This window comes from Alteromonas sp. McT4-15, assembly GCF_020515205.1.
GTDB lineage: Bacteria > Pseudomonadota > Gammaproteobacteria > Enterobacterales > Alteromonadaceae > Alteromonas.
This window is the reverse complement of record NZ_JAJALG010000010.1, coordinates 81,868-106,372: the sequence shown is the minus strand read 5'-3', so window position 1 is coordinate 106,372 and position 24,505 is coordinate 81,868. Positions and strand designations below refer to the sequence as shown.

Below are 24,505 nucleotides of genomic sequence, written 5' to 3'. Positions count from 1 at the left end.
TCATGCAATTGCGTAAGTTTAAAGCAATTTTAGGGAGTCGAAGATTAAGTATATTTATGCTTTTTGAGCTTGCATAGTCAGAGAAGTTGATTGTTTAGCCTCACCCAATGCAATGAGATAGGCGAACCAGCTGTTTGCATCTTCAACAATATGCTGTGTTAATTGTGGGTTTCCTGTCGAAAGTGAAGGGGTGAGGGTTTCAACGTGTTGTTTGAAGGTAACCCATGCACGAGCACACTGACTCATTGCTGCATAATAATGAGTTGGTGGAGCAGGAGATATCGTCGCTAATCGTCTAACGATGATATTCGCGCCCATGGATGATCCTAACCATACATAAAGGGCAGAAATAGTACGACTGCTATCACTATAAAATGAGGGTAAGTCTACAAGACTTGGACTCTCATCACTTAATGTACTTAACGTAACACCGTTGGATACGCTGTTGGCTCTGAGCTGCGCTAAATCGCTGTTAAGGGCATCAAGCACACTATCAATATTAATGTGTGTTAGCAGTGGTAAAAGATCGCTATTTCGCTTTGCGCTCTCCTTCAGTGCACCTGCAACCGCGCTATGAAACCAATACATTACCGAAAGTACCTCTTCATAAACAGTCACATTAAATGAAGATGTTTGGTGGTATAACGAAAAGGGATACGTATTTTCTAATATCGTGTGATTGGCTTGCGTGCCTTGCTTTAGCGCGGAGAAAATGTTGTGCATGATAATTATTCTTGTACGTTTTCTATGGCTGATTATTTAAATAACAAGCCGTAATGCTATCAGGTTTTAATACGTAATACGCATTTTATCGCGAAGTAGATTGCGCCACTCGATAGTGCGGGTATACTTGCCGCAAAATCAAATACAGGTATGAATTGTGTTTCCAGAAACAATATCAGAAAAGTTGAGCGATACCGTTGTAGAGCAAGCAATGAAGCTTTCGGCCGAAGACCGACAAGAGCTAGTGGTAACTTATGTGCTAAAAGCAAAAGAAATTTGGATGGTGCAAGGCGCTGAAGGCTTTGTCATGTTTGAAGACGGTGAAAGTGTACAACTACCCGTTTTCCCACATCGCGATTTAGCCAACGCATTTGTACTTACCAATGGAGTAGATGGTCAATGCGTGAATGTATCACTTGATGAATTTAACCAGACTTGGCTACCGGGCCTAGAGAAAAACGGTGTAGAGTTGGTGATGTTCCCCACAACCAGTGATGTTGAGAACCTTGTAATGACCGCACAAGATTTAAGTGCAGCCCTAAGTGAATAAGGCTTGCCTTATCCGTGATAAGTGATCGATACATTAATAAATGACAGAAAGTAATAACTTTCCCCCCATAGCAAATGAACTTGCAAAAGCGAAAGGGTGGGATGAATTCACCCGCACGCTAATGCTAGCAGGGAAAAAACTTACGCCGCTTGATGAGTCTCTGCGTGATGAGCACTCAGCTGTTCCAGGCTGTGAAAGCCCTGTGTGGCTGTTTAATAAAGATGGCCATTTCGAAGGTTACTCTCCAAGTAAGATAATACGCGGTGTGTTGGCTGTACTGTTGGAGAAAGCGAATAGCCTTGCTCCACAGGAGAGAATACAGTTTGATTTCGAGCAGTATTTGCAAGCTTGTCAACTCGACCGTTACCTAAGCCAGTCTAGGGGTAACGGTATAAAAGCAGTGATCAAACGTCTACAAACCGACGACTAACGGTAGGTTAAGAGTATTGCCTTCGTTTTTAGGTCTGGGTTAGCAGGCCATATTGGCGTTGTATATCAGTTGCTGCTAGAAACTGCCTTTGTATCTACACGGTCTTTTTTAAGCGCCATCACCATAATAAATACGGCGCCGAATGGTGGAACTATGCCACAAAGGAAGCCAGTTATTGCAAGCAGTATAGGGTGATTGGTTTTTCGTTTTCCTAAAAAATAACCAACAAGTGCACACACAATTGCAAACGCAAAGGCTAGTTGGCCAACGAAAGTGGCATTCATATTCATTATTCTATCCTCAATAATGGGCAAAGCCCCGAAAGCGCGATATTGTATTTTTACTGTTTTCTCTCGGTAGCGCCGATCTATACGATACCAAGTTTACTGTGAACGAGCCAACAACATCGATAGATTTCTATTTACTAAAATGCCAAATTGCGAGGGTAATCATTGCGACCCAAATAAAAAGTGCGCCAACGTTGCTGGTTGACTGAGACGGTGATTCACTTTGAGTACTCGTTCTAAGTTCTATTTGTAATTTCTCGAAATCTACGTGCTGTACCTCAAGCGGCTTGCCAACATAAAGTGTAATAGCGCTAGCCCCAGCGCCTAATGCTAGCTCTGTAAATGCACGTTCCTCAATTGCTGTAAGGCCTCCTTCTACTTTTTCCATTGGGTGAATGATCACCTTTGGACGTGGGCGAAGCCAACTAGTATTTAAAATCGTTCTAAATGCGTGTTGCAGCAATTTTTCACCGACATAAAAATCACAAAGAAGTGCTCTGGGATGTGAAAACGGATTTACGACAACTTCATTTTTTTGTACCGTGATTGCGGCATTTTTACCAATGCCTGAAATAACTTTGTGGCCTTTTTCTGTGGTTCGTATTACAACGGTAGGAGAGTCATCAAATACCGTGTGATTGGTCACGTTGGTCACTTTTAATCGATTTTCCCAGATTTGCACATAAAGCGTTGCAGAAAACCGTTCAATAAACTTTGTAAACACGTAATGCTCTCTAAAAGAAAAAATCTAACAAGGTTCCGGTGGTGTTACGTTGTCTCTTATAGAGTTCAGAGAATCCACAATCGAGACAGCTTATTGTCACGAATTTTCCAGTTTTTGTGGCTTTAATCGAGAGTAAGCTACATAAAAGAAGACTGCAGTAAGACCAATTGCTGGCACTGGGCTTCTGCCTTCAGTTGCCGGTAGCGCTTCAATAAAGAGGTTGTATCCTATTCAGCTACCTAAAATTAAGCCCATAACCAAACAGATAACACCAAATATTTTTCCTAACATAGTAAGTCCATTAACGCTTTGTACATATAACTGTGGCAACGGCTTGAATTGTATTAGAGCTATTTCCATGCCAACTTCCTTTTGTTGGTTGCTCTGTAATTCCAGAAAAAGTGATGTCCTCTCCAAGCCCAGTCGCTTTTAGCTTAAATCCAGTATGTTTGCACAATTCAGATGCTTTTTTCAGAATTACTTTTTCTAGAATTGCTTTTCCATCATCGGCTGGACCAGAAGCGGTAATTTTAAATTCATTAGTTGAAACTTCTTCATAAGAGGAATGCGTGTTTGCGCAACCTGTAATTGCCAAAACGACTAGGCAAAAAACGGTATTTTTCATTTTAAATCCTTTTCAGCTACTTGCTAAAATGCGCACTGCCAGTGTGCTTGTGACTAATTCTACCTGCATACAATAGAGTGTTTACCTTGCTATTGGCTATGGTTTTTTATTTTTTGCTTCAATCCATTGGCTCATGTACTTACTCGCCGTCAATGTTTGGTGCCACAATAAACTTTGCAAAAACAAGTCTTGTCGGTGCTGCGCTATGCTTTCAATTACGTTAGTTAAGTAAGGCTCAAGGGGAAGGGCATCTTTTTGTTGAGAAAATAGCGCTACGCATTCAACCGCCTTTTGGCTCGCTGCTGTCCAAATTTCTTCGTTGTTGTAAAGCGCAACAGCGTGTTTAGCGAATTCGTCAATCGTTTTAGCCTGATCTATGTCAGCGCTACAAATGGCTCCAGGCCAGCTGTCATCATCAGCTATACCTTCTGCGCCAATCCATGTGGTAATACTAGGTGTGGCGAAACGCATTGCATCTAAGAACTTACCCTTTACGCCTGCACCAAAGCGCAACGGCGCCAGTAGCACACGTGCATTTTGCATTACGTCGTCAACACTTTTCGCCCAGCCCTTAACGATAAATCCTTGTTTTTCATTATGTAGTTGTGTGGCTTTTTTGGGCGGATAGGCACCATAAATATGAAGCTGTGCGTCTGGCAACGCTTGTCGAATTGCAGGCCAAATGAACTGCTTCAGCTGAAGTACTGCATCCCAATTTGGTGCATGTCGAAAATTGCCGATATGAACAAAGTGTGCGCGCTCAGTAAATGATGGCGATTCAGGCACTGATTTGTCTGTAGGTAGTGGATAGTAGAAGAGCTGGCTGCGTGGTACTTGATAATGCTCGGTAAGTAATTGCATTTCATGCTTTGAAATAACCAAAGTGATATCGCTACGAAGTATTGCCGCTATTTCTCGCTGGGCAAGCTCGGTGTTGAGGTCAGCCAGTTTAGCATCACCGTGCATTTTTACAGCGTTGTGTCTTGCTTGACGCAAGCTATGGAGGTCTTCGGTATTAAGTACGCGCAGCGCATTGGGACAGCTCGCTTTAACTCGCCACGAAAACTGCTCTTCGGTCATGTAGCGGTCAAAAACAACAATATCAGGCGCGAGGTCTTCAATGAGGCTGTCAAAACTACTGCAGTTAAGCGCAATCTCTCGACTATCAACGCCTAAACTTTCTAAGTCGGTTTTGTGTTCACTGTCAGTAGCGGCAGTTAAAAACGTTACTTTGTGACCGGCAGAGCACATACTCTTAATGATAGAAAGCATGTTTTGGCCAGCAGCGGAAGAGTTGGGCTCAGGCCACACGTAGCCAATAATAACAGCGCTAAAGTTCATAATAGATAAGGGTAAAAATAATAAAAAAGTATTACAAAGCGCAATATTAACATAGAAGCAATGAGAGTTATGATGCGCATTTTTAAGAAGCTATCTTAATTGTTAAGTTAGCTTGGTATAATAGTGCGATGTGCTTCAATGGAATGGTTATTTATAAGCGATAAAACACGGATGAAATACTTTTCGTAGTTATGCTTAAGTATATGAATAGTAAGAAAATCATACTTTTTTACTACACATATTTTATTGACCTAATCATTTTTTACGCCTATACATAAAAAGATGCGGGCTAAAGGACGTGCCTTTGTTCTATGTTAATGAAGGTTGCATTGGAGATCGTGCAAGAATGAATTTAGACGAACTTGTTTCAAAAGCAGAAGACCTTTTTGTTTTACCAGACTCTGTTACGCGATTGAAAGCCTGTATGGACGACGAAGCTTCAAGTATTGAAGACATCGGCGACATTATAGCCTTCGACCCGTCATTGGCTACACAGCTTCTGCGTGTGGCCAACTCTGCTCTTTATCGTTTTCCCAATAAAATAGACACTATCACGCGTGCTATCCAAGTTGTTGGGACTCGTTCTACTTACGATTTGGCGCTGGCTTATGGCGTCAGTCAAGCATTTAGCGAAGTAGATGGGCAAATTATTGACCTTGATAAGTTCTGGGAGCAGAGCGTGTCATGTGGTCTACTTGCCAAATACTTTACAGACATGCGAAATATTCGCGAACCTGAACGCGCGTTCGTATCGGGCCTGTTGCATAACATTGGTGAACTGGTTGTTGTTTCATTAATGCCAGAAGCTGCTAAGCGTTGTCAGGCGTTCAATGCGCGTGTCAGTCCATCAGATTTGCAATTTGGTGTGCTTGGATTTACCTATAACACATTGTCGGCAAAACTCATTGAAAAGTGGGGTATTCCTGAAACTATCTATAAACCCATCGAGCGTATTCATGACGACGAAGGTGAATTTCCTGAAGACAGAATACTTCAGCTTTCTTATGTATTGGCGTTAGATAACGTAAATCCTGAGGTTTACCCCAGCTATCATAATTTAAAGCCTGAAATGCATGATGCGTTATCGTTAAATCGCGAAGATTTAGAAGATGCGTTGGATATTACTAATTTACAGTGCATATCGGTAATATCACTGTTTAATCCAAACGCCTTTATGCTTTACTAGTCCTTACGTGAAATACAATTGAGAAAAAACCTGTTTGATAAAAAAACAAACAGGTTTTTTTATTTCTTAGTCAAATATCGCAACGGTTTGACGGCTAATTGCAATCACTTCGTTGTCTTTATCCCAAATAGTGGCTTCAGTGTGCCCATAACCATCAGCTGCTTGGCGTGTATGCGCCTGATAAGCAAACCAGTCTGTTGGCGACACTGGTTTGTGCGGGTGGATAAACTCTAAATTCCAGCTCACCGTGCTTGCTGGTGCAGGCAGTTTCATCATTTGCAGTAGCGTAGGTGGCCATGCGTCAATCATGGTTATGATATGCGCATCAGTAATCTCAGCTGGAGGCTGCTTAAAACGCATAAATCCATGATAATGACTTGTTTTCTTGCGAGTGAACGGCACACCGCCTTCATCAATAGATAGGTCAAAGTATCGCAGAAATTTAGGCGTTACTTTGGGGATTTGAGGTATGAACTTCGCTTTATTTGGCGTGGCCATAGAATGCGTTTCTGTATTCTCAACGCGAATTGCCGACGCTCTTCCTACACCAAAGCACGCTTGTGAAAATACGCAGCTTTTTCCATCTTGTATTGCGTGTGCTGTATATTGAGACACGTTCTTACCTGTGCGCAGCAGGGTTACTTCAATTGAGAAAGGCGCTTCTAAAGATAGCGGGCCTACAAAGTTAGTTGTGAAAGAGCGTAGCACTCTGTCGTCATGTACCTGCTGTTTAACGGCGCTATAAAGCATTCCTGCTGAAATGCCTCCAAAGGCGGTACGCCCTTGTCCCCAAGTTTTAGGAATAACAAGTCCATCGACTTTCCATGTATTGTCAGAAGTCTGCGTTAATGCGGGAATAGTTAACAGTTCGTCTACCGTCATAATTGCCTGTCTGGTCTGATGAGTTGATGAGCACACATCGTACCTCAAGCGCTAGGGAACAGAAAGACTCTCTTAGAAATTTTCGTTATGTTAACAAATAAGTAACAATTAGTTGTGCATTTTTTTGCCTAATGCGTAGACTGGGAAATCGTTATCGAAAAGGATAGTTATGGCTCAGACTCACGTTGAAGGTATTCCTGCAAGCGAAGCTGGAACATCTAGAAGTTACCGCAACTATGTGTTGTTCGTTCTCACCTTAGTGTATGCCTTCAATTTTATAGACAGGCAAATCATCGGCATTCTTTCTCCCTTTATCAAAGCGGATTTGGGTTTAGATGATGCGCAGCTAGGTTGGCTCAAAGGCATTTATTTTGCGCTACTTTATACGGTAATGGGGATCCCCATTGCATGGCTTGCAGACCGCTACAGCCGCGTTAATATCATTGCCATATCACTGACTCTTTGGAGTGGCTTTACTGCGGCGTCTGGATTGGCTGCTAATTATATGCAATTGGCCATTGCTAGAATTGGCGTAGGGATTGGTGAAGCGGGCGGCAGTCCACCATCGCACAGTATAATCTCCGACTTATTCCCCAAGGAAAAGCGTGCAGGTGCTTTAGCGGTTTATTCGTTAGGCATTCCATTTGGGGTTATGTTGGCCTTTTTTGCATCAGCATTTTTTCTTCAAGGCGGATCAGCGGATTGGCGCACAGTAATGTACAGTGTGGGGATTCCCGGTATCTTACTAGCGCTGTTATTAAAGTTTACTGTTAAGGAACCCAAGCGCACTGTTACGGTACTAAGTGACGCAGAGCAAGCCAATAAGCCAAGTGTTAAAGCTTCATTGAAAACATTGCTAAAAGTGCCTACGTGGTGGGGAATGGCGTTAGGTATTTCGTTCGGTTCGTTCGGAAACTATGCTATTTCTACTTGGATCATAGATTATTATGTCCGTGCTTTTGCTGGCCTTGATATTACACAGCTACTGATTGTGTTCGGCATTATCAATGGTACAGCCTATGCGCTAGGGGTGTGGTTAGGCGGTTATATTGCAGATAGGTGGGGAAAACATAATAAGAAAGCCTATGCTTTGTTGCCTGCGATAGCACTTATTATAGGTGTACCTGCGTTTTATGTATCGCTCCAAGTACAAGACCTATGGCTCTCCGTTGGGCTAATGGCGCTTTTACTATTTACCAGTGGATCGTACCTAGGGCCCAGCTTTGCTATGGCACAAACGCTTGCGCCGATAAATGTGCGGGCAATGTCGACTGCGTTATTTTTCTTTGTACTCAATATTATCGCATTGGGTGGTGGCCCAACACTCACCGGTATTATCAGTCAAGCGCTAGTGCCTTCTCTTGGTGAAACCGAAGCACTAAGACAGTCACTTATCTATCTTGTAATACCTTATGCATTGTCTATTGCGGTATTTCTATGGACAAGCACAAAAATCGTAAAAGATTGGGAAATGGCAGAGGCGAGAGGCTTATAGTACTATGTCGGCAAGATTGGAATAAGGGGCCATCGCCCCTTTTCTTTTTTATATTCCGAGGTTTACGTGTCATCTTCAGATTTGAGTTTTCATTTCGCCCATGCCAATGGGTTTCCTGCTGGTTGTTACAATGCCATGTTTTCGGCCATGCCGAGCGAATTTAATCGTCTTCATGTAGAACGCTTTGGGCATGATCCGCAATTGCCAGTGAACGGCAATTGGCGTAATCAAGTTAAAGAACTAATTCGCCATATCGAGAAAGAAAACAAGGATCCGAGAGGCGTGTTTGGTATTGGTCACTCGTTCGGTGCCGTAATTACCTACATGGCAGCCTGCGAGGCCCCTGAGCTTTTTCGGGGGTTAATATTATTCGACCCACCATTGGTAGTTGGCCCATTAAGTCACTTTTTTAAGTTTGCTAAACATACGCCCTTAATTAATAAGCTAACTCCAGCGAAATTGGCGCAAACACGTAATACTAGTTGGCCGCTGCATACCGATATGGAAGCCTATTTTCACGGAAAAGCGCTGTTTAGAGATATGGATAAGCGCTGCGTACGCGATTATGTAAAATCGGTTACCGCACAAAAGGGAGACGCTATATCACTAACATTTCGCGCCGATGTGGAGGCAGAGTTGTTTCGCAATGTTCCGCATAATTTGGGTAAGTACAAAGGCAAACTGCAGTGTCCAGCGGTGTTAGTGACCGGCGACAAAAGCAACGTATGTAAGCCGCAAATGTATGCTCGTTTAATGCAACATAATGAGATTGAGCACAAGGTGATGCGAGGAGGACATATGTTTCCGCTGGAGCATCCTGAAGAGGTAGCAGCATTTGTAACTGCTACCTTGAACAAGTGGAATAGTAAAAGTTAAAAACTGATCGCTATTCAGCTACGGTAGACTTTTTCAGACCACCCACTGGCTGGCCCAACATTTCGCGCGTGACTAGCACCACACCTTTTTCAGATACACGGAAACCACGAGCTCTATCTTGTTCGTGGTCATAGCCAATAGTGGTGCCTTCGGGCACAACGCAGCCACGGTCTATGATAACGCGCTTTAATTTGCAGTGACGCTTAATTTCAACGTCTGGCAGAATAACAGCGTCTTCTATGAGGCCGTACGAATGTACCCGTACATTGGAAAAACAAATAGAGGAGCGCAGCGTTGATCCCGATATAATGCAACCGCCAGATACCACCGAGTTAATGGCTTCACCACGTCTGTCATGGTCTTCCCATACAAATTTGGCGGGAGGGAGTTGCTCTTGATAAGTCCAAATGGGCCACTTTCTGTCATACAGGTTTAACTGTGGTACCGGTGCAACCATTTCCATATTGGCTTCCCAAAATGAATCAATGGTACCTACATCACGCCAATACGCATTGTCGCCGCCACTTTGTTCAAATGGATAGGCGTACACAGGATGATCTTTAATAATTGAAGGAATAATGTCTTTGCCGAAATCTCGCTGAGAGCCCATGTTTTCAGCATCTTTGCGCAATTGCTCGAACAAAAATTCAGTATCAAATACGTAATTTCCCATTGATGCCAAACATTTGCTGCTGTCATTGGGTAGTGGCGTAGGGGAGGCTGGTTTTTCTTCAAAACCGTTTATTCTATAGCTTTCATCTACCGACATAACACCGAACGCGCCAGCGGCCTCTTCAATAGGTACCGACATACACGACACCGTCATTTTCGCCCCGGACTCTTTGTGCTTGGCTAGCATATCACCATAGTCCATGCGATAAATATGATCACCAGATAAAATCATTACGTACTTTGGCAGCTCGTCGCGGATAATATCAATATTCTGGAAAACCGCATCGGCGGTACCTTCATACCAGCTATCTGAAAATCGCTGAGAAGCAGGCAGGATTTCAACTGACTCACCCAATTCTTTTTTAAAGTGCCCCCAGCCTCTGACGAGGTGGCGTATCAGTGAATGTGACTTATATTGGGTGACTACACCAATGCGGCGAATACCTGAATTAACACAATTAGACAGGGGGAAATCAATGATTCTAAATTTTCCACCAAAATAGAGTGCTGGCTTGGCACGCCAGTTAGTGAGTTCGTGTAATCTGGAACCTTTTCCACCTGCGAGTATTAGCGCATAGGTATCGCGTGTAAGGTTACTGATGTAACGAGAACTTTGATCTGCCATTTCCTAAAAACTCCTGTAATAAAGCGACAACGGTGTATCGTTAGAAATATTGAAAGAAAACGAAGGTAAGCGATTAACAGCGCTACACGTGGTGTGTCCTTTGACAGTGATTTGCGAATATTCAGTGTGATAACTATGCAATACAAACATCAACAGTCCCAAGGACTTCGTGATAACCTAACTTCATATTACACAAGAATATTTAGAATGACAGTTTCATTTTTGTGCGATGTTATTTTTTGGTAAATTTTTTTAAAGGATTGTTTCATCATGTCAGCAAAACAGGCAGTAGTATTTGACCATGACGGTGGTATAGATGACTTACTTTCACTGCTTTTATTACTTCGTTTGCCGAATATCGACGTTATTGGCGTAAGTATTACGCCTGCAGATTGTTACCCAGATGACGCTGTATTGAGCACAAAAAAAATTCTCAGCCTAACGGGTAATACTCACATCCCCGTTTGTGTGGGAAATATATCTGGGCCTAACCCATTTCCTCCAGAGTGGCGGGCACAGCCTAAGGTATGTCACGCTATGCCCGTGATGCTGCGTACTAATAGCGATAGCGTAAACGTAAGTAATGCACCTGCTCACGAATGGATGCAAGAAACCATTTCAAAACATCCGTCAAAAGTGACAGTGCTAATGACAGGTCCAGCCACTAATTTAGCTGCCGCGATAACTGACGAGCAAAATGGTACTCGTGTGAAAAGTAATATTGAGCGTGTTGTATGGATGGGTGGTGCAATAGACGTAAAAGGTAATGTTGCCATGCACGACCACAACGGTACTGCAGAGTGGAATGCATATTGGCACCCTAAAGCAACAAGAGATCTCATCGATAGTGGCGTCAATGTTTTACTCGTGCCCCTTGATGCTACGAACTCGCTTCCCGTCAGTTGGTCGTTTTTGGAAAAGCTTGCGACGTCTCAAACCCCCGTATCCGATTTGGCCGGTCAGTTTTGGGCTGCGACCGTTACCGCTATTCCGTCCTACGAGTTTACGTATTTTCTTTGGGATATTTTATCAACGTGCATGTTGGCTTTACCGAGTAAGCATTATCGGGTCGAAACTGGCTGTATTGAGGTAGGAATAACTACACCTAATGCAGGGCAGACCCTTCGTGGTGGCACATCTAAAGGTGAGGTGTCTTGGGTTGCAGAGGTAGATGCTGATGTTGTTAGAAATATGGTCATTCATTATTTGAGTGGTGAATTTAGTCAAGCGCCCAGTGACTTTTGTTAATAAAATGTTATATTTTAAGCTGTAATTCATTTTGGAGGATCAGATGGGTGTATTGAAAAAGTTGTTGGGTATTGTTGGCGTGGTTATCGTCTTATTTGTGGCAACAAGCTTTTTTATCCCAAAGGAATATAGCGTTGAGCGCAGGATCACTATTGATGCGCAGCCTGCTGAAGTATATCCGTATATCGTGGATTTAAGGGAATGGCAAAAGTGGGGCGTGTGGTTTAAGCGTGACCCGCAAATGGAGCTCGACTATTCGGGCCCAGACCGGGCTATTGGTATGCGCTCAGAGTGGAAAAGCGATACTGAAGGCGACGGTGAGATGGAAATTACCCAATTAGAGCACAATAAACGCGTACTCTATCGGTTGTATTTTCCTGAGTTTGATATGGGGTCAACAGGCACAGTTGAAATGAAGGAAGTCGCTGAAGGTACGCAAGTGACTTGGCGTGACGAGGGCGAAGTCGACAATAATCCAGTGAACCGCTTTTTCGTTTTGTTTATCGACGACCTTATTGGACCCGATTTTGAAATGGGCTTGGAGAACTTAAAGACTATCGTTGAGAATAAAGGTTAAAAGTGGGGGATTCAATACTTGCCTAACGCCCAGTGTATGTGATCTTTAGCACTTAATGGTGCGTTTAAAAAGAAAATGAAAACGCACTGGGCATCCACTGTCTTGCTAACTAATAAAAAACATCGACTTATTGCGGGTCTGTCATTGAACAAGCTCGCTGATTTACTAATATCGGCCAAAACCACACTTCCGGCTCTTCTAATATCAATGGGTGCTCCTTCTTGGATGATCGGGTGGCTAGTGCCCATACGAGAATCCGGGGCATTATTGCCTCAAGCGCTATTCAGTTTTTATCTTCGCAATCATAGTGAGCGACATAGTGTGTGGCGCGCGGGTATGGCTGTGCAAGCACTCTCTGTAGCGCTCATTTTAAGCGCCTTTGTCCTGGCGAGTAATAGTGCTATGAGTGGGTGGATGGCTGGAATAGTTGTACTTGGTGCGCTTACATTGCTTAGTTTGGGGCGCTCTGCGTGCTCGCTTACCGTTAAAGATATGGAAGCCGATGTTGCTAAAAAAGGAGAGCGCGGAAACTTAATTGGCACCGCTTCAACGATTTCCGGTATTGCAACGCTGGCGATCGCACTGCCGTTGTTTTTATTCAGCGATACATTGGATGCCTATATGCTCATGGGCATATTAGGTTTTAGTGCTAGTGTATTTGCATTAACGCTAGTGTGCATGTGGCCCATAAAAACCAATGTTGATGTTGAAAATGTTGAGAACGGCGAAAACAGCAACACAAAAAATAACCACACTAGCGACAATAAAGATTCACTTTTTAGTGTTAAATTCGACAGCACTGTCTACAAGTTTATATTCGTAAGGGGGCTCTTTGTTCACTCTGCGCTTGTTGCGCCATATTTTATGTTGCAGAAGGAACAAAACGCAGCCGATCTATTACCTATTTATATAGGCGCAGAAGCGTTAGCGACCCTCTTATCGTCGCTGGTGTGGGGAAAGGTTGCTGATAAAAGCGCGAGGCTTACCCTTCAAATTGCAGGGGCAATGGCGCTTGTTGCGTGTATTGGCTTACTGGTTAGCAATTCAGATTCGCTTGTACTGTCAGCCGCGCTATTCTTTATGTTGTCTATTGCCCACGCAGGCGTTAGAACGGGGCGAAAGACCTACAGTTTAGATGTTAAGGAAGGGCAGGAGCGCACAGAGCTGGTGGGCTTCTCGAATACCTCTATTGGGCTCATTTTGTTAGCGTTTGGTAGCCTGTATGCCGCCCTAGCGCCCGTATTGTCCTTTTCTGTGGTGTACGTGATGGCAGCTATGATTGCCTTGGCAATTGTGACCACCTTGATTTTGCCTAAAGAAAAATAAAGCGCAGTAGGTAAAAACCATACTGCGCTTTAATATCGGGTTTTGGACGGGTATCCGCACTTATTTGCTTGCCTATTTGGCAAGCAGTGCCGTTGCTACCTTAGATACCGGCGGTCTGCCCAGCACGCTTTGCACAAAGCGAGATGTATCGAGCAGTTTGTCCATGTCCACGTTAGAGGTAATACCCATACCATTTAACATGTACACCACATCTTCAGTTGCCACATTGCCACTGGCGCCTTTGGCGTAAGGGCAGCCGCCCAGGCCAGACACGGCTGAATCTATCACTGCTACGCCATATTCCATTGCGGTATACAGGTTAACCAGCGCTTGTCCGTAGGTGTCGTGAAAATGTGCCGCAATCTTAGAGACTGGAATGGCGTTCAACACTTCATCCATCAAGGCTTTCGTTGCGCCGGGTGTACCAGTGCCTATGGTGTCGCCTAGCGATATTTCATAGCAGCCCATATCAAGCAGGGTCTCAGACACATCGGCTACGGCTTTTGGCGCTATTTTGCCCTCGTAAGGGCAGCCCATTACACATGACACATAGCCGCGCACAGGAATATTGAGAGCTTTGGCCTTTTCAATAAGCGGCTCAAAGCGGCTAAGGCTTTCGCTAATTGAACAGTTGATATTTTTTTGCGAGAAAGATTCAGAGGCCGCACCAAACACGGCGACTTCTTCAACACCCGCTTCAAGGGCAGCGTCTAAGCCTTTCATGTTAGGGGTGAGGGCAGAGTACTGCACACCTTGCTTGCGGGTTAATTGTTTGAAAATATCACCCGAATCGGCCATTTGTGGCACCCATTTGGGCGACACAAAACTTCCTGCCTCGATACGCGTTAATCCCGCGTCTCCTAACATGTTAATTAGCGTTAGCTTGTCTGCCGTGGTTACCAGCTGCTTCTCGTTTTGTAGGCCATCGCGAGGGCCTACTTCAACAATACTAACGTGCGATGGGAATGCCATGGCATTTACTCCTCTTCGCCATCGGCGGTAAAGGCCAGTAGCGTTGCGCCACCATCAACCAGTTCACCAGCGTTAAAGTAAAAGCTATCAACCACGCCATCTTTAGGGGCAACAATACTGTGCTCCATTTTCATGGCTTCCATGATCAGAATGGGCTGGCCTTTTTCTACTTTCGTGCCTGGCTCTACCAATAGGGCAACAATAGTGCCGTTCATTGGCGCGTCAAAGTTGGCGTCGTGACCTGCATCGCTGTCATCACCCAGTGAAGGTAGAACAACATCAAAGCTAGCGTGAGTATCGTTGTTAAACAGCGTGAAGTGTCCGTCTTTTTCGCACACGCTATACACTGTTTTGTAACCGTCGATAACGCCGTGAAGTTGAGCGCTGTTTGCATCTAGTGCAGTTAATTCACCTGAAACCACATGCGTTGTACCGTTAATGGTGAGGTTCCATACCAATTCACCTTGGGTAACAGTATGGTTTACGCTGATATCAAGCGTGTCGCCGTTTACCTGTAGCTGCAATACTTCATGATGAGTAAGGTTTGCACGCCACGCTCCCGCTGAACCCCAAACAGAAAGCTGTTTGTTATTGGCGTTGTTGCGCTTGGTTTGCATTGCTTGGCGGTGTGTTAAGGCAAGTAGCGCCATAGCAGGTAACGTTACGCGATTAAACTGGGCGTTTTCTGGTGCAGGGGCAAACAAGTCGTCATTGTGTTTTTCAACAAATGTTGTGGTTAGCTCTGCGTCGATAAACGCTTGGTTGCTGGCAACGCGTTTAAGAAAATCAATGTTCGTTGATACGCCTTCAATATGATAGTTGCCAAGCGCGTGGAGTAGGCGTTTAAGCGCTACTTCGCGTGACTCGCCCCATACCACCAATTTGGCAATCATAGGGTCGTAGTACACGCTAACTTCATCGCCTTGTTCTACACCGGTATCTACGCGCACTACGTCGCTCTCTGTTGGCGGTTGTAGAAGGTGTAACGTACCTGTCGAAGGTAGAAACTCATTGTTTGGATCTTCGGCATAGATACGTGCTTCAAACGCATGGCCGGTAAGCGTAAGCTCTTCTTGCTGCTTAGGAATGGGCTTACCTTCAGCAATTGAAAGCTGCCACTGAACAAGGTCTTCATTCGTGATCATCTCTGTCACAGGGTGCTCTACCTGCAAACGAGTGTTCATTTCCATGAAATAGAATGAGCCGTCTTCATCTAGCAAGAACTCAACCGTACCTGCGCCCACATAGTTAATCGCTTTCGCAGCAAGAATAGCTGCTTCACCCATTTTCTCGCGAATATCTTGCGACATATTTGGGGCAGGGGCTTCTTCAATGATTTTCTGGTGGCGACGCTGTACAGAACAGTCGCGCTCAAACAAGTAAACGCCATTACCTAAGGTGTCACAGAACACTTGAATTTCTACGTGACGCGGTCGTGTAAGGTATTTTTCAACCAACATGTGGTCGTCACCAAAGCTTGCCATCGACTCGCGCTTAGCGGCGCTAAGGGCTTGTGAAAACTCCTTTTCACTCCATACCTGTCGCATACCTTTACCGCCACCACCCGCGGCTGCTTTAAGCAGCACCGGGTAGCCCATCTCATCAGCGGCCGCTTTTAATACGGCTTCATCTTGATCATCGCCGTGATAACCCGGCACAAGCGGTACGCCGGCTTTCTCCATAATATGCTTTGCCGCAGATTTAGAGCCCATGGCTTCGATGGCAGAAGCAGGGGGGCCAACAAAAATGATGTTGTTGCTCGCGCAAAGATTAGCAAAATCGGCATTTTCTGATAAAAAACCGTAGCCAGGGTGAATGGCATCTACGCCTAGCTGCTTTGCTTTTTCAATAATCAGTTCGCCGCGTAAGTAGCTTTCCTTTGATGGTGAAGCACCCAAATACACGGCTTCGTCGGCCATTTTTACATGGCGTGCTTGGGTGTCTGCATCTGAATAAACCGCTACTGTTTTTACGCCTAACAATTTGGCTGTTTTAATAACGCGGCAGGCAATTTCGCCACGGTTAGCAATGAGTAATTTATTAATCATCTTTATTTCTCCAACCCCGCGTTGTCTTGTGCGGCTGGCTTTATCCAAGCAGCGCTACGCTTTTCTAAAAAGGCACCTAAACCTTCTTGGCCTTCTTCAGATGTACGTACTTGAGCAATCAGTTTACTGGTTTCGCCCAGCAGCGCATCGTTAATAGGCTGAGACGCCACCCACTGCACTAACGCTTTTGACTGCGCGACAGCGTGTGGTCCATTTTTAACGATACCGCTGATAATGCCGTCAATCGTGCTATCTAATTCATCTTCGGTTACCGACTCACTTAGCAGGCCTAAGCGTCTTGCACGACGCGCAGAAAATACTTCCGCAGTTTGGAAATAACGGCGACATACGCGAGCGCCCATTGCTTCAACAACATAAGGGCTAATAGTGGCTGGAATAAGTCCAATTTTTACTTCGCTTAGGCAAAACTTGCTTAGCTTGCTGCCAATGGCAATGTCACAGCAGGCAATAAGGCCTACCGCCCCACCAAATGCAGCGCCTTGCACACGTGCAATTGTTGGTTTGGGCAACGTGTACAGTGTTTGCAGCATGGTAGCTAGGCCCATCGCATCACTTTCGTTTTGCGCTTGGGTGTAGCTTGCCATTTTTTTCATCCAGTTAAGGTCTGCGCCTGCACTAAAGCTTTTACCCTTGGCTTGCAGCACAAGAGCACGCACTCTGGTATCTTCACCGGCTTGCTTAAACAAGCGGGTTAATTCGGCAATCATTTCATCGTCAAAAGCATTGTGCTTTTCTGGGCGGTTCAGCGTTACGATAGCGACATCACGCTCATCAACAACGTAGGTTACAGCTTGTTCCATATTCATCGCTCCTACATTCTGAAGATGCCGAATTGAGTGTCTTCAATTGGCTTATTAAGTGCGGCAGATAAAGACAGACCCAATACAAGGCGTGTATCGGCAGGGTCAATCACCCCGTCATCCCACAAGCGCGCTGACGCGTAGTACGGGTGGCCCTGCTTTTCGTAAGTATCGATAACCGGTTGCTTAAACGCTTTTTCTTCTTCGTCGCTCCAGATTTCGCCTGCACGCTCTTTTTGGTCGCGTTTTACTTGTGCCAGTACACCTGCGGCCTGTTCGCCACCCATTACCGAGATACGTGCATTTGGCCACATAAACAGGAAGCGTGGATCGTAAGCACGGCCGCACATGCCGTAGTTGCCAGCGCCAAAGCTACCGCCAATTAATACGGTAAGTTTTGGTACATTGGCACAGGCTACTGCTGTCACCATTTTTGCACCGTGCTTTGCAATACCGCCATGTTCGTACTGTTTACCCACCATAAAGCCGGTAATATTTTGTAAAAACACAAGGGGAATTTTGCGCATGGCACATAGCTCAACAAAGTGAGCGCCTTTCAATGCACTTTCGCCAAACAAAATACCGTTATTGGCAACAATGCCCACCGGGTAGCCGAAGATGCGTGCAAAGCCACACACCAGCGTTGTGCCGTAAAGCGGTTTGAACTCGTCGAAATCAGAGTCATCAACGATACGGGCAATAATTTCACGAACGTCAAAGGTCTGCTTACTATCAGCAGGTACAATGCCGTAAATCTCTTTGCTGTCGTAACGTGGTGGCTTAATGTCGGCAACGTCTACCGTTTCAGGCTTCTTGCGATTTAATCTACCAATGGCATTGCGCGCTAGCGACAGCGCGTGATGATCGTTGTTGGCTAAGTGATCAGCCACGCCTGAAATACGCGTGTGAACATCGCCCCCACCAAGCTCTTCAGCAGTAACCACTTCACCTGTGGCGGCTTTTACCAGAGGAGGACCGCCAAGGAAAATAGTGGCTTGCTCTTTAACAATAATGCTTTCATCTGCCATGGCTGGCACGTAGGCACCACCTGCGGTGCACGAACCCATAACGACCGCTATTTGCGGAATATTTTTGGCTGACATATTGGCTTGGTTAAAGAAAATGCGGCCAAAGTGCTCACGGTCAGGAAATACATCGTCTTGGCGAGGCAGGTTAGCACCGCCTGAGTCTACCAAGTAGATACAAGGTAGATTGTTTTGTTCGGCAATGGTTTGCGCGCGAAGATGTTTTTTAACGGTAAGGGGGTAGTAGGTACCACCTTTAACTGTTGCGTCGTTCGCAACAATCATGCACTCAACGCCATTGACCACACCAATACCGGCTACTACGCCTGCGCAGGGTACATAGTCTTCGTACACTTCCCATGCCGCAAGTTGGCCGATCTCAAGAAATGGCGTGTCTTTATCTATCAGCGCATTAATACGATCGCGAGGTAATAGCTTGCCACGAGAAACATGGCGCTCGGCGGCTTTTTCACCACCACCTTGTGTAATTTGATTTATTTTTTCGAGAAGATCGTCCACTTGCGCCTGCATAGCCTCGCGATTGGCAACAAAGGTTTCAGATTTCATATTAATCGTAGAGCGAAGAACGGGCATGACCCCTCCTTGTGTGACAGCCTCTTAAATTAAGAGGCTGTGTTGTCGTTTGGTACTAAAAGTGAGATTAACGGTTTTATTATTTTGATTCGTTAAATAGCTCTCGGCCGATAAGCATTCTGCGAATTTCAGATGTACCTGCACCAATTTCGTAAAGCTTAGCGTCACGTAATAGGCGACCAGTAGAGTATTCGTTGATGTAGCCGTTACCGCCCAGTAGCTGAATAGCGTCTAATGCCATTTTGGTTGCTAGCTCGGCAGAGTAAAGGATAGCGCCTGCGGCGTCTTTTCGCGTAGTTTCACCGCGATCACATGATTTCGCTACCGCATAAACATAAGCGCGGGCCGCATTCATTTGAGTGTACATGTCTGCAACTTTGCCCTGAACCAGCTGGAATTGGCCAATTGACTGACCAAATTGTTCACGGTCATGAATGTACGGCACAACAACATCCATACAGGCCTGCATAATGCCTAGCGGGCCACCAGAAAGTACAAGACGTTCGTAGTCTAGGCCGCTCATTAATACGCGTACACCTTCGCCTTCGTTGCCGATGACGTTTTCAGCCGGTACTTCACAATCTTCAAATACCAGTTCGCAAGTGTTCGACGAGCGCATACCTAGCTTGTCGAGCTTTTGCGCGCGAGTGAAGCCAGGGAAATCACGTTCTACAATAAACGCAGTAATGCCACGTGGGCCTGCGTTTACGTCAGTCTTTGCATAAATAACAAAGGTATGTGCATCTGGACCATTTGTGATCCACATTTTGTTGCCGTTTAAAATGTATTTATCGCCGCGCTTTTCCGCTCTAAGCTTCATACTAACAACGTCAGAACCGGCGTTTGGCTCACTCATTGCTAACGCACCGATATGCTCGCCCGATACGAGTTTAGGCAAATACTTTTCGCGCTGGGCGTCGTTACCGTTTTTGAAAATTTGGTTTACACAAAGGTTAGAATGCGCGCCGTAGCTCAAACCGATGCCCGCTGAAGCACGGCTGACTTCTTCCATTGCAACGGTATGTGCAAGATAGCCCATGTCTGAACCACCATATTGTTCAGATACGGTGACGCCAAGCAAACCCATGTCGCCCAGCTTGGTCCAGAGCTCGTTTGGAAACTGATTGTCGGCATCTGCTTTTTCAGCCAATGGTGCAATTTCGTTTTGCGCAAACTGATACACCTGATCACGCAACATGTCGATGTCTTCGCCAAGGCCAAAGTTTAGAGTAGGGTAAGCGGTATTCATGCAATTTTTCCTCGTTTGAGTTCTGCGAGTTCTTCGCGGCAACGTGCTTCTACATCATCAAGTTCCGTCATCAGCATTTGGATATCTTCAAGCTGTTGACGCAGCACGGCACGTTTTTGCTCAGTCATTTCCAACATGGCTTCTAACTGAACAGCCGAATTAGGGTTGCTGTCGTACATGTCGAACAAGGTTTTGACTTCAGCCAGCGAAAAACCAAGGCGTTTGCCGCGAAGAATAAGCTTGAGTCTTACTCGGTCTTTATTCAAATAAACGCGGTTTTGTCCGGTTCTCGATGGAGACATTAAGCCTTGCTCTTCGTAAAAACGGATAGAGCGAGGTGTTATGTCGAATTCGCGAGCAAGCTCGCCAATGGCGTAAGTCGTTTCGTCGTCGTACTTGTTCATTACATGTACCTTGTTTTTAAGCGCTTTCTTGCTACCTCACTTTTCTTTTAAAAAGTGGGTTATGTAACTACGTTTATAGCACTAACGTGCTATTCAATTGTGATGCACTAATACGTAGTGTTTTGTTGACACTGTCATAGTACAGGTTTACGTTAACGTTAATTACAATTTACGTTAAGGTAAAGTAACATTTTACTAACGTCAATTTTTCATGGTGTTGACGGTAAGTTGTCACACTTAAGGGTGTTTACTTTTTTATACAAGCGAACATCTTTAGCTAGTTAAGTAATTAATTTTATTGAAATTTAAGGGCAGGGTTATGAGTAACGAATCAGTAGTGATAGTCGCGGCTAAACGCACACCTATGGGTGGTTTTAACGGCAGCTTGTCAGGCGTGTCAGCCACACACCTTGGCGAAGTGGCGATTAAATCAGCGGTTGAAAACCTAGATGTGTCAGCAATTGACGAAGTGATCATGGGCTGTGTGTTACCTGCAGGTCTTGGACAGTCACCTGCACGTCAAGCGTCATTAGGCGCAGGGTTACCACTGAGCGCAGGCGTAACCACTATCAATAAAGTGTGTGGTTCAGGCCTTAAAGCTGTCATGCTGGCGCACGACTTAATTAAAGCGGGCAGTGCAGAAACCATTGTCGCTGGTGGTATGGAGAGCATGAGTAATGCGCCTTATATGTTGCCAAAAGCTCGCACCGGTTACCGTATGGGGCACGGACAAGTGCTAGATCATATGATGCTTGATGGCTTGGAAAATGCCTATGATGGCAAGGCTATGGGGTGTTTTGCTCAAGATACTGCAGATGAAGAAAGCATTACCCGCGGCGAAATGGACGAGTTTGCACTTAGCTCACTGTCTAAAGCACACGAAGCGATTAATAGCGGGACGTTTAATGATGAAATTGTGCCTGTCACTCTGTCTACACGAAAAGGTGATGTGGTTGTTGATACTGATGAGGGCCCAGGCTCTGCACGCCCAGAAAAAATCCCAACGCTGCGACCTGCCTTTAAGAAAGACGGCACAGTAACTGCGGCCAACTCTAGCTCAATTTCTGATGGCGCAGCAGCATTGGTGGTAATGAGTGAGAGTAAAGCAAATGCGCTTGGCCTAGCGCCACTAGCCCGTGTTGTTGCTCATGCCACACACTCTATCGAGCCAGAGAACTTTACTGTTGCTCCTGTTGGCGCAATGGAAAAAGTGCTTGATAAAGCGGGGTGGCAAAAAGAAGACGTAGACTTGTTCGAAATAAACGAAGCGTTTGCCATGGTAACCATGCTGGCGATAAAGAAACTGGGTCTAGACGCTGAAAAAGTGAACGTAAAAGGCGGCGCATGTGCACTTGGTCACCCAATTGGCGCATCAGGCGCGCGTATTCTTGTGACCTTGCTACACGCACTGAAACAGCGTGGTGGTAAAAAAGGTATTGCGTCATTGTGTATTGGCGGTGGTGAAGGTGTAGCACTTGCAGTAGAAATGCTTTAGTGTAAACCTAAATAAGTTTTAATGTTTTCAGTGGCACCAATGAAGGTGCCACTTGTGTTTTAATAACGTTAAAAATAAGAATTAATAAAACGAAAAAGCACATTTAACATGGATAAAACGAAGGTTTCATTGCGCTTACTGCTAGCACTATTCATATTCACGAGTACTTCGTTGCCCGCCAGCGAGGGCGAGTCAGCTGTATCAGCAAGTGGTCAGAATCAAGACTCAAATCAAGTCCAAACTCAAGCGCCTGCACCAATGCGCACACAGGTTGGGTATGGTGAGCTACTTTCACTGGAAACTCGCCCTTCAGATAGCACAATCACCTACGGTGATGACCCGTTACAGCACGTTGAAGTATGGCGCGCAACCGCACCAGTTAAAACAGCACTGGTATTTATTCACGGTGGCTGTTGGCTTAACGCCTACGACTTAAATCATGCCAAAGGGTTTTACCACGCACTTGCTGAAAAAGGTATCACCATATATGCAGTGGAATACCGTCGAACTGGCGATGAAGGTGGTGGTTGGCCAGGCAGCTTGCACGATGTATTGGCGGGTATTACTGCTTCATTAGATGATGTGGCGCGCAGTAATAGTAAACACACTGTTGTACTAGCAGGTCACTCGGCAGGGGGACACCTTGCTTTGTTAGCGGCACAATCGCTAGGTGCTAAATCTCTAGGTGCTAAATCTCTAGGAACTATGTCGCCAGGTGTCATATCGCAAGGAACGATTAATAGTGATAACGCGAATAACACCAACGTACAGATTCAAAGTGTACTTGGCTTAGCTGCAATTACCGATGTGGCAAAATATGCGATGGGCACAAATAGTTGCCAGTCAGCTACAACGGCGTTTATGGGGGGCGAACCTAGTACGGCAGAGTCAGCTTACATTGAAGCCACGCCAGATTCGTCAAAAAGTAATATTCCCTTTCACTTGCTTCACGGTAGTAGCGATAGCATTGTGCCTGTGCACCATGCATCACTGACAGGGGCTGCATCAACCATTGTACCGTCTGGCGGGCACTTCGATTGGTTACACCCTGAATCGACATCATTTCACGCATTATTAGAGGTTATTAATCAGCATGGTTACTAAAGTTTTTTCTGCTGAGCAGTTGGATGATAAAGACCCATTGCGCTTAAAACGTGACGAGTTTGCTCTTCCTAAAGACACTATCTACTTAGACGGTAACTCGCTAGGGCCACTGCCAAAAGCGGCCGAAGTGCGTGCACATGATGTTGTAAAGCGACAGTGGGGTGATGGGTTAATTACTAGTTGGAACCAGCATCAATGGATTTCGATGCCAACACGAGTGGGAGATCGTATTGGTCAACTCATTGGTGCTGCGTCTGGCCAAGTAGTCTGCTGTGATTCAATTTCTATCAACCTGTTTAAAGTGTTGAGCGCTGCATTGAAAATGAATCCGTCACGTAAAATAATCGCTACTAATCGTGACAATTTCCCCACTGATATTTATATGGTTCAGGGGCTGTTAGACCTACTTGGCGACGAATACAGTCTTCGCTACATAGATGAAGGTAACATCTGCAATGAACTTGATGAAGACGTTGCTGTGGTTATGCTTACCCAAGTGAATTTTCGCACGGGCAAAAAGCTCGATATGCAAAAGATGACAGCATTTGCTCAGAGCAAAGGTATCTTGACATTGTGGGACCTTGCGCACAGTGCAGGGGCATTTCCTGTAGACCTTGATGCTTGTAGTGTGGACTTTGCTGTGGGGTGTACATACAAATACCTTAATGGTGGTCCAGGCGCGCCGGCCTTTATATATGTTGCCCAGCGCCATCAAAAAGATTACCAACAACCGCTCTCAGGTTGGATGGGACATAGTGCCCCCTTTGAGTTTTCACCTGACTACACGCCCGACCGAAGTATTAAGCAAAATCTTTGTGGGACACCTGGCGTGATAGGTATGAGCATACTTGAGGCGTCGCTTACCGTATTTGATGGCGTATCACTAAAAGCTATCGATGAGAAATCAAAAAAGCTTCAGGCGTTTTTCATTGCAGAGGCTAAAAGTGCAGGTGTATTGGATGAGTTTACGTTAGTAAGTCCCAATGTTGATAATCGTGGGAGCCAGATTGCGCTTGCACATAGTGATGCCTACGCTATATGTCAGGCGTGGATAGCGAAGGGAGTTATTGCAGACTTTAGGGCGCCCAACATACTACGAATTGGTTTTGCGCCGTTATATTTGTGTTTCAAAGATATTGAAATTGCTGTGCAGAAGCTTTCCGAAATTATCAAGAAGCAAGAATATAAGCATGATATTTTCCGCCAAAAACAAGCCGTTACCTAAT

25 protein-coding genes are annotated in these 24,505 nt (G+C 45.2%); 11 read left to right on the top strand and 14 right to left on the bottom strand.

The annotated features are described in order from the left end of the window. Nucleotides 1-54 precede the first annotated feature (54 nt). Nucleotides 55-723 (bottom strand): biliverdin-producing heme oxygenase, encoded by a 669-nt coding sequence (locus tag LHL20_RS10015; RefSeq protein WP_226433205.1) that lies wholly within the window; start codon nt 721-723, stop codon nt 55-57. 157 nt (nt 724-880) lie between these two features. Here LHL20_RS10015 and LHL20_RS10010 point away from each other — a divergent pair, with 157 nt between their 5' ends. Then, nucleotides 881-1,273 carry a DUF2750 domain-containing protein gene (locus LHL20_RS10010; RefSeq protein WP_226433204.1) on the top strand — a complete coding sequence of 131 codons (393 nt, stop codon included), beginning with the start codon at nt 881-883 and terminating at the stop codon, nt 1,271-1,273. Nucleotides 1,274-1,313: 40 nt separating this feature from the next. Further along, nucleotides 1,314-1,703, top strand: coding sequence for a SufE family protein (locus LHL20_RS10005; RefSeq protein ID WP_226433203.1), 390 nt, complete (start codon nt 1,314-1,316; stop codon nt 1,701-1,703). Between the two features lie 65 nt (nt 1,704-1,768). Here the strand turns inward: LHL20_RS10005 and LHL20_RS10000 are convergent, their stop codons facing one another. The 5 genes from LHL20_RS10000 to LHL20_RS09980 form a co-directional block, all read right to left on the bottom strand. After that, nucleotides 1,769-1,993: a hypothetical protein gene (locus tag LHL20_RS10000; protein WP_226433202.1), complete on the bottom strand. Its 225-nt coding sequence runs from the start codon at nt 1,991-1,993 to the stop codon at nt 1,769-1,771. 127 nt (nt 1,994-2,120) lie between these two features. After that, nucleotides 2,121-2,714, bottom strand: coding sequence for a rod shape-determining protein (locus LHL20_RS09995; protein WP_226433201.1), 594 nt, complete (start codon nt 2,712-2,714; stop codon nt 2,121-2,123). Between the two features lie 10 nt (nt 2,715-2,724). Further along, nucleotides 2,725-2,841 carry a zinc ribbon domain-containing protein gene (locus LHL20_RS21230; RefSeq protein WP_413228889.1) on the bottom strand — a complete coding sequence of 39 codons (117 nt, stop codon included), beginning with the start codon at nt 2,839-2,841 and terminating at the stop codon, nt 2,725-2,727. Nucleotides 2,842-3,015: 174 nt separating this feature from the next. Next, a complete protein-coding gene (locus LHL20_RS09985; protein WP_226433199.1) occupies nt 3,016-3,339 on the bottom strand; it encodes a hypothetical protein in 324 nt (107 codons plus the stop codon). A 96-nt stretch (nt 3,340-3,435) separates the two neighbouring features. Then, nucleotides 3,436-4,611, bottom strand: a complete 1,176-nt coding sequence (locus tag LHL20_RS09980) for a glycosyltransferase (RefSeq protein WP_413228888.1) — start codon at nt 4,609-4,611, stop codon at nt 3,436-3,438. Between the two features lie 415 nt (nt 4,612-5,026). On the opposite strand from LHL20_RS09980, the gene LHL20_RS09975 reads away from it, so the two are divergent. Beyond that, entirely contained in the window at nt 5,027-5,866 is an 840-nt protein-coding gene (locus LHL20_RS09975) for an HDOD domain-containing protein (RefSeq protein ID WP_226433197.1), read from the top strand. A 66-nt stretch (nt 5,867-5,932) separates the two neighbouring features. On the opposite strand, the gene LHL20_RS09970 is transcribed toward LHL20_RS09975, so the two are convergent. Next, complete coding sequence (locus LHL20_RS09970) at nt 5,933-6,748, bottom strand: acyl-CoA thioesterase (RefSeq protein WP_226433196.1); 816 nt, start codon at nt 6,746-6,748, stop codon at nt 5,933-5,935. A 169-nt stretch (nt 6,749-6,917) separates the two neighbouring features. Between LHL20_RS09970 and LHL20_RS09965 the strand changes: the two genes are divergently transcribed. Beyond that, entirely contained in the window at nt 6,918-8,243 is a 1,326-nt protein-coding gene (locus LHL20_RS09965) for a spinster family MFS transporter (protein WP_226433195.1), read from the top strand. 66 nt (nt 8,244-8,309) lie between these two features. After that, the gene (locus tag LHL20_RS09960) at nt 8,310-9,119 is read left to right on the top strand and encodes an alpha/beta fold hydrolase (protein WP_202265199.1); all 810 of its coding nucleotides are present in this window, start codon (nt 8,310-8,312) and stop codon (nt 9,117-9,119) included. A 10-nt stretch (nt 9,120-9,129) separates the two neighbouring features. On the opposite strand, the gene glgC is transcribed toward LHL20_RS09960, so the two are convergent. Beyond that, nucleotides 9,130-10,416, bottom strand: coding sequence for a glucose-1-phosphate adenylyltransferase (gene glgC, locus LHL20_RS09955; RefSeq protein WP_226433194.1), 1,287 nt, complete (start codon nt 10,414-10,416; stop codon nt 9,130-9,132). A 270-nt stretch (nt 10,417-10,686) separates the two neighbouring features. Between glgC and LHL20_RS09950 the strand changes: the two genes are divergently transcribed. The 3 genes from LHL20_RS09950 (at nt 10,687) to LHL20_RS09940 (ending at nt 13,567) form a co-directional block, all read left to right on the top strand. Continuing rightward, nucleotides 10,687-11,664: a nucleoside hydrolase gene (locus LHL20_RS09950; RefSeq protein ID WP_226433193.1), complete on the top strand. Its 978-nt coding sequence runs from the start codon at nt 10,687-10,689 to the stop codon at nt 11,662-11,664. A gap of 43 nt (nt 11,665-11,707) precedes the next feature. After that, nucleotides 11,708-12,241 (top strand): SRPBCC family protein, encoded by a 534-nt coding sequence (locus LHL20_RS09945; RefSeq protein ID WP_159625059.1) that lies wholly within the window; start codon nt 11,708-11,710, stop codon nt 12,239-12,241. Between the two features lie 75 nt (nt 12,242-12,316). Then, nucleotides 12,317-13,567: an MFS transporter gene (locus LHL20_RS09940; protein WP_226433192.1), complete on the top strand. Its 1,251-nt coding sequence runs from the start codon at nt 12,317-12,319 to the stop codon at nt 13,565-13,567. 72 nt (nt 13,568-13,639) lie between these two features. Here LHL20_RS09940 and LHL20_RS09935 read toward each other — a convergent pair whose 3' ends face one another. The 6 genes from LHL20_RS09935 to LHL20_RS09910 form a co-directional block, all read right to left on the bottom strand. After that, nucleotides 13,640-14,539 carry a hydroxymethylglutaryl-CoA lyase gene (locus LHL20_RS09935; protein ID WP_226433191.1) on the bottom strand — a complete coding sequence of 300 codons (900 nt, stop codon included), beginning with the start codon at nt 14,537-14,539 and terminating at the stop codon, nt 13,640-13,642. A gap of 5 nt (nt 14,540-14,544) precedes the next feature. Beyond that, complete coding sequence (locus tag LHL20_RS09930; protein WP_226433190.1) at nt 14,545-16,587, bottom strand: acetyl/propionyl/methylcrotonyl-CoA carboxylase subunit alpha; 2,043 nt, start codon at nt 16,585-16,587, stop codon at nt 14,545-14,547. 2 nt (nt 16,588-16,589) lie between these two features. After that, complete coding sequence (locus LHL20_RS09925; RefSeq protein WP_226433189.1) at nt 16,590-17,408, bottom strand: enoyl-CoA hydratase/isomerase family protein; 819 nt, start codon at nt 17,406-17,408, stop codon at nt 16,590-16,592. Nucleotides 17,409-17,419: 11 nt separating this feature from the next. Beyond that, nucleotides 17,420-19,027, bottom strand: a complete 1,608-nt coding sequence (locus LHL20_RS09920) for a carboxyl transferase domain-containing protein (protein ID WP_226433188.1) — start codon at nt 19,025-19,027, stop codon at nt 17,420-17,422. Nucleotides 19,028-19,106: 79 nt separating this feature from the next. Then, entirely contained in the window at nt 19,107-20,276 is a 1,170-nt protein-coding gene (locus LHL20_RS09915; protein ID WP_159625048.1) for an isovaleryl-CoA dehydrogenase, read from the bottom strand. Next, on the bottom strand, nt 20,273-20,680 hold the full coding sequence (locus tag LHL20_RS09910; RefSeq protein WP_159625046.1) for a MerR family transcriptional regulator: 408 nt from the start codon (nt 20,678-20,680) through the stop codon (nt 20,273-20,275). Before LHL20_RS09910 ends, LHL20_RS09915 begins: the two co-directional genes overlap by 4 nt. A 319-nt stretch (nt 20,681-20,999) precedes the next feature. On the opposite strand from LHL20_RS09910, the gene LHL20_RS09905 reads away from it, so the two are divergent. From LHL20_RS09905 to kynU, 3 genes are all read left to right on the top strand, one after another. Further along, complete coding sequence (locus LHL20_RS09905) at nt 21,000-22,175, top strand: thiolase family protein (protein ID WP_226433187.1); 1,176 nt, start codon at nt 21,000-21,002, stop codon at nt 22,173-22,175. Nucleotides 22,176-22,283: 108 nt separating this feature from the next. Continuing rightward, on the top strand, nt 22,284-23,279 hold the full coding sequence (locus LHL20_RS09900) for an alpha/beta hydrolase (protein WP_226433186.1): 996 nt from the start codon (nt 22,284-22,286) through the stop codon (nt 23,277-23,279). After that, the gene (gene kynU, locus LHL20_RS09895; protein ID WP_226433185.1) at nt 23,269-24,504 is read left to right on the top strand and encodes a kynureninase; all 1,236 of its coding nucleotides are present in this window, start codon (nt 23,269-23,271) and stop codon (nt 24,502-24,504) included. The genes LHL20_RS09900 and kynU overlap by 11 nt, the downstream gene beginning before the upstream one ends. Nucleotide 24,505 lies beyond the last annotated feature (1 nt).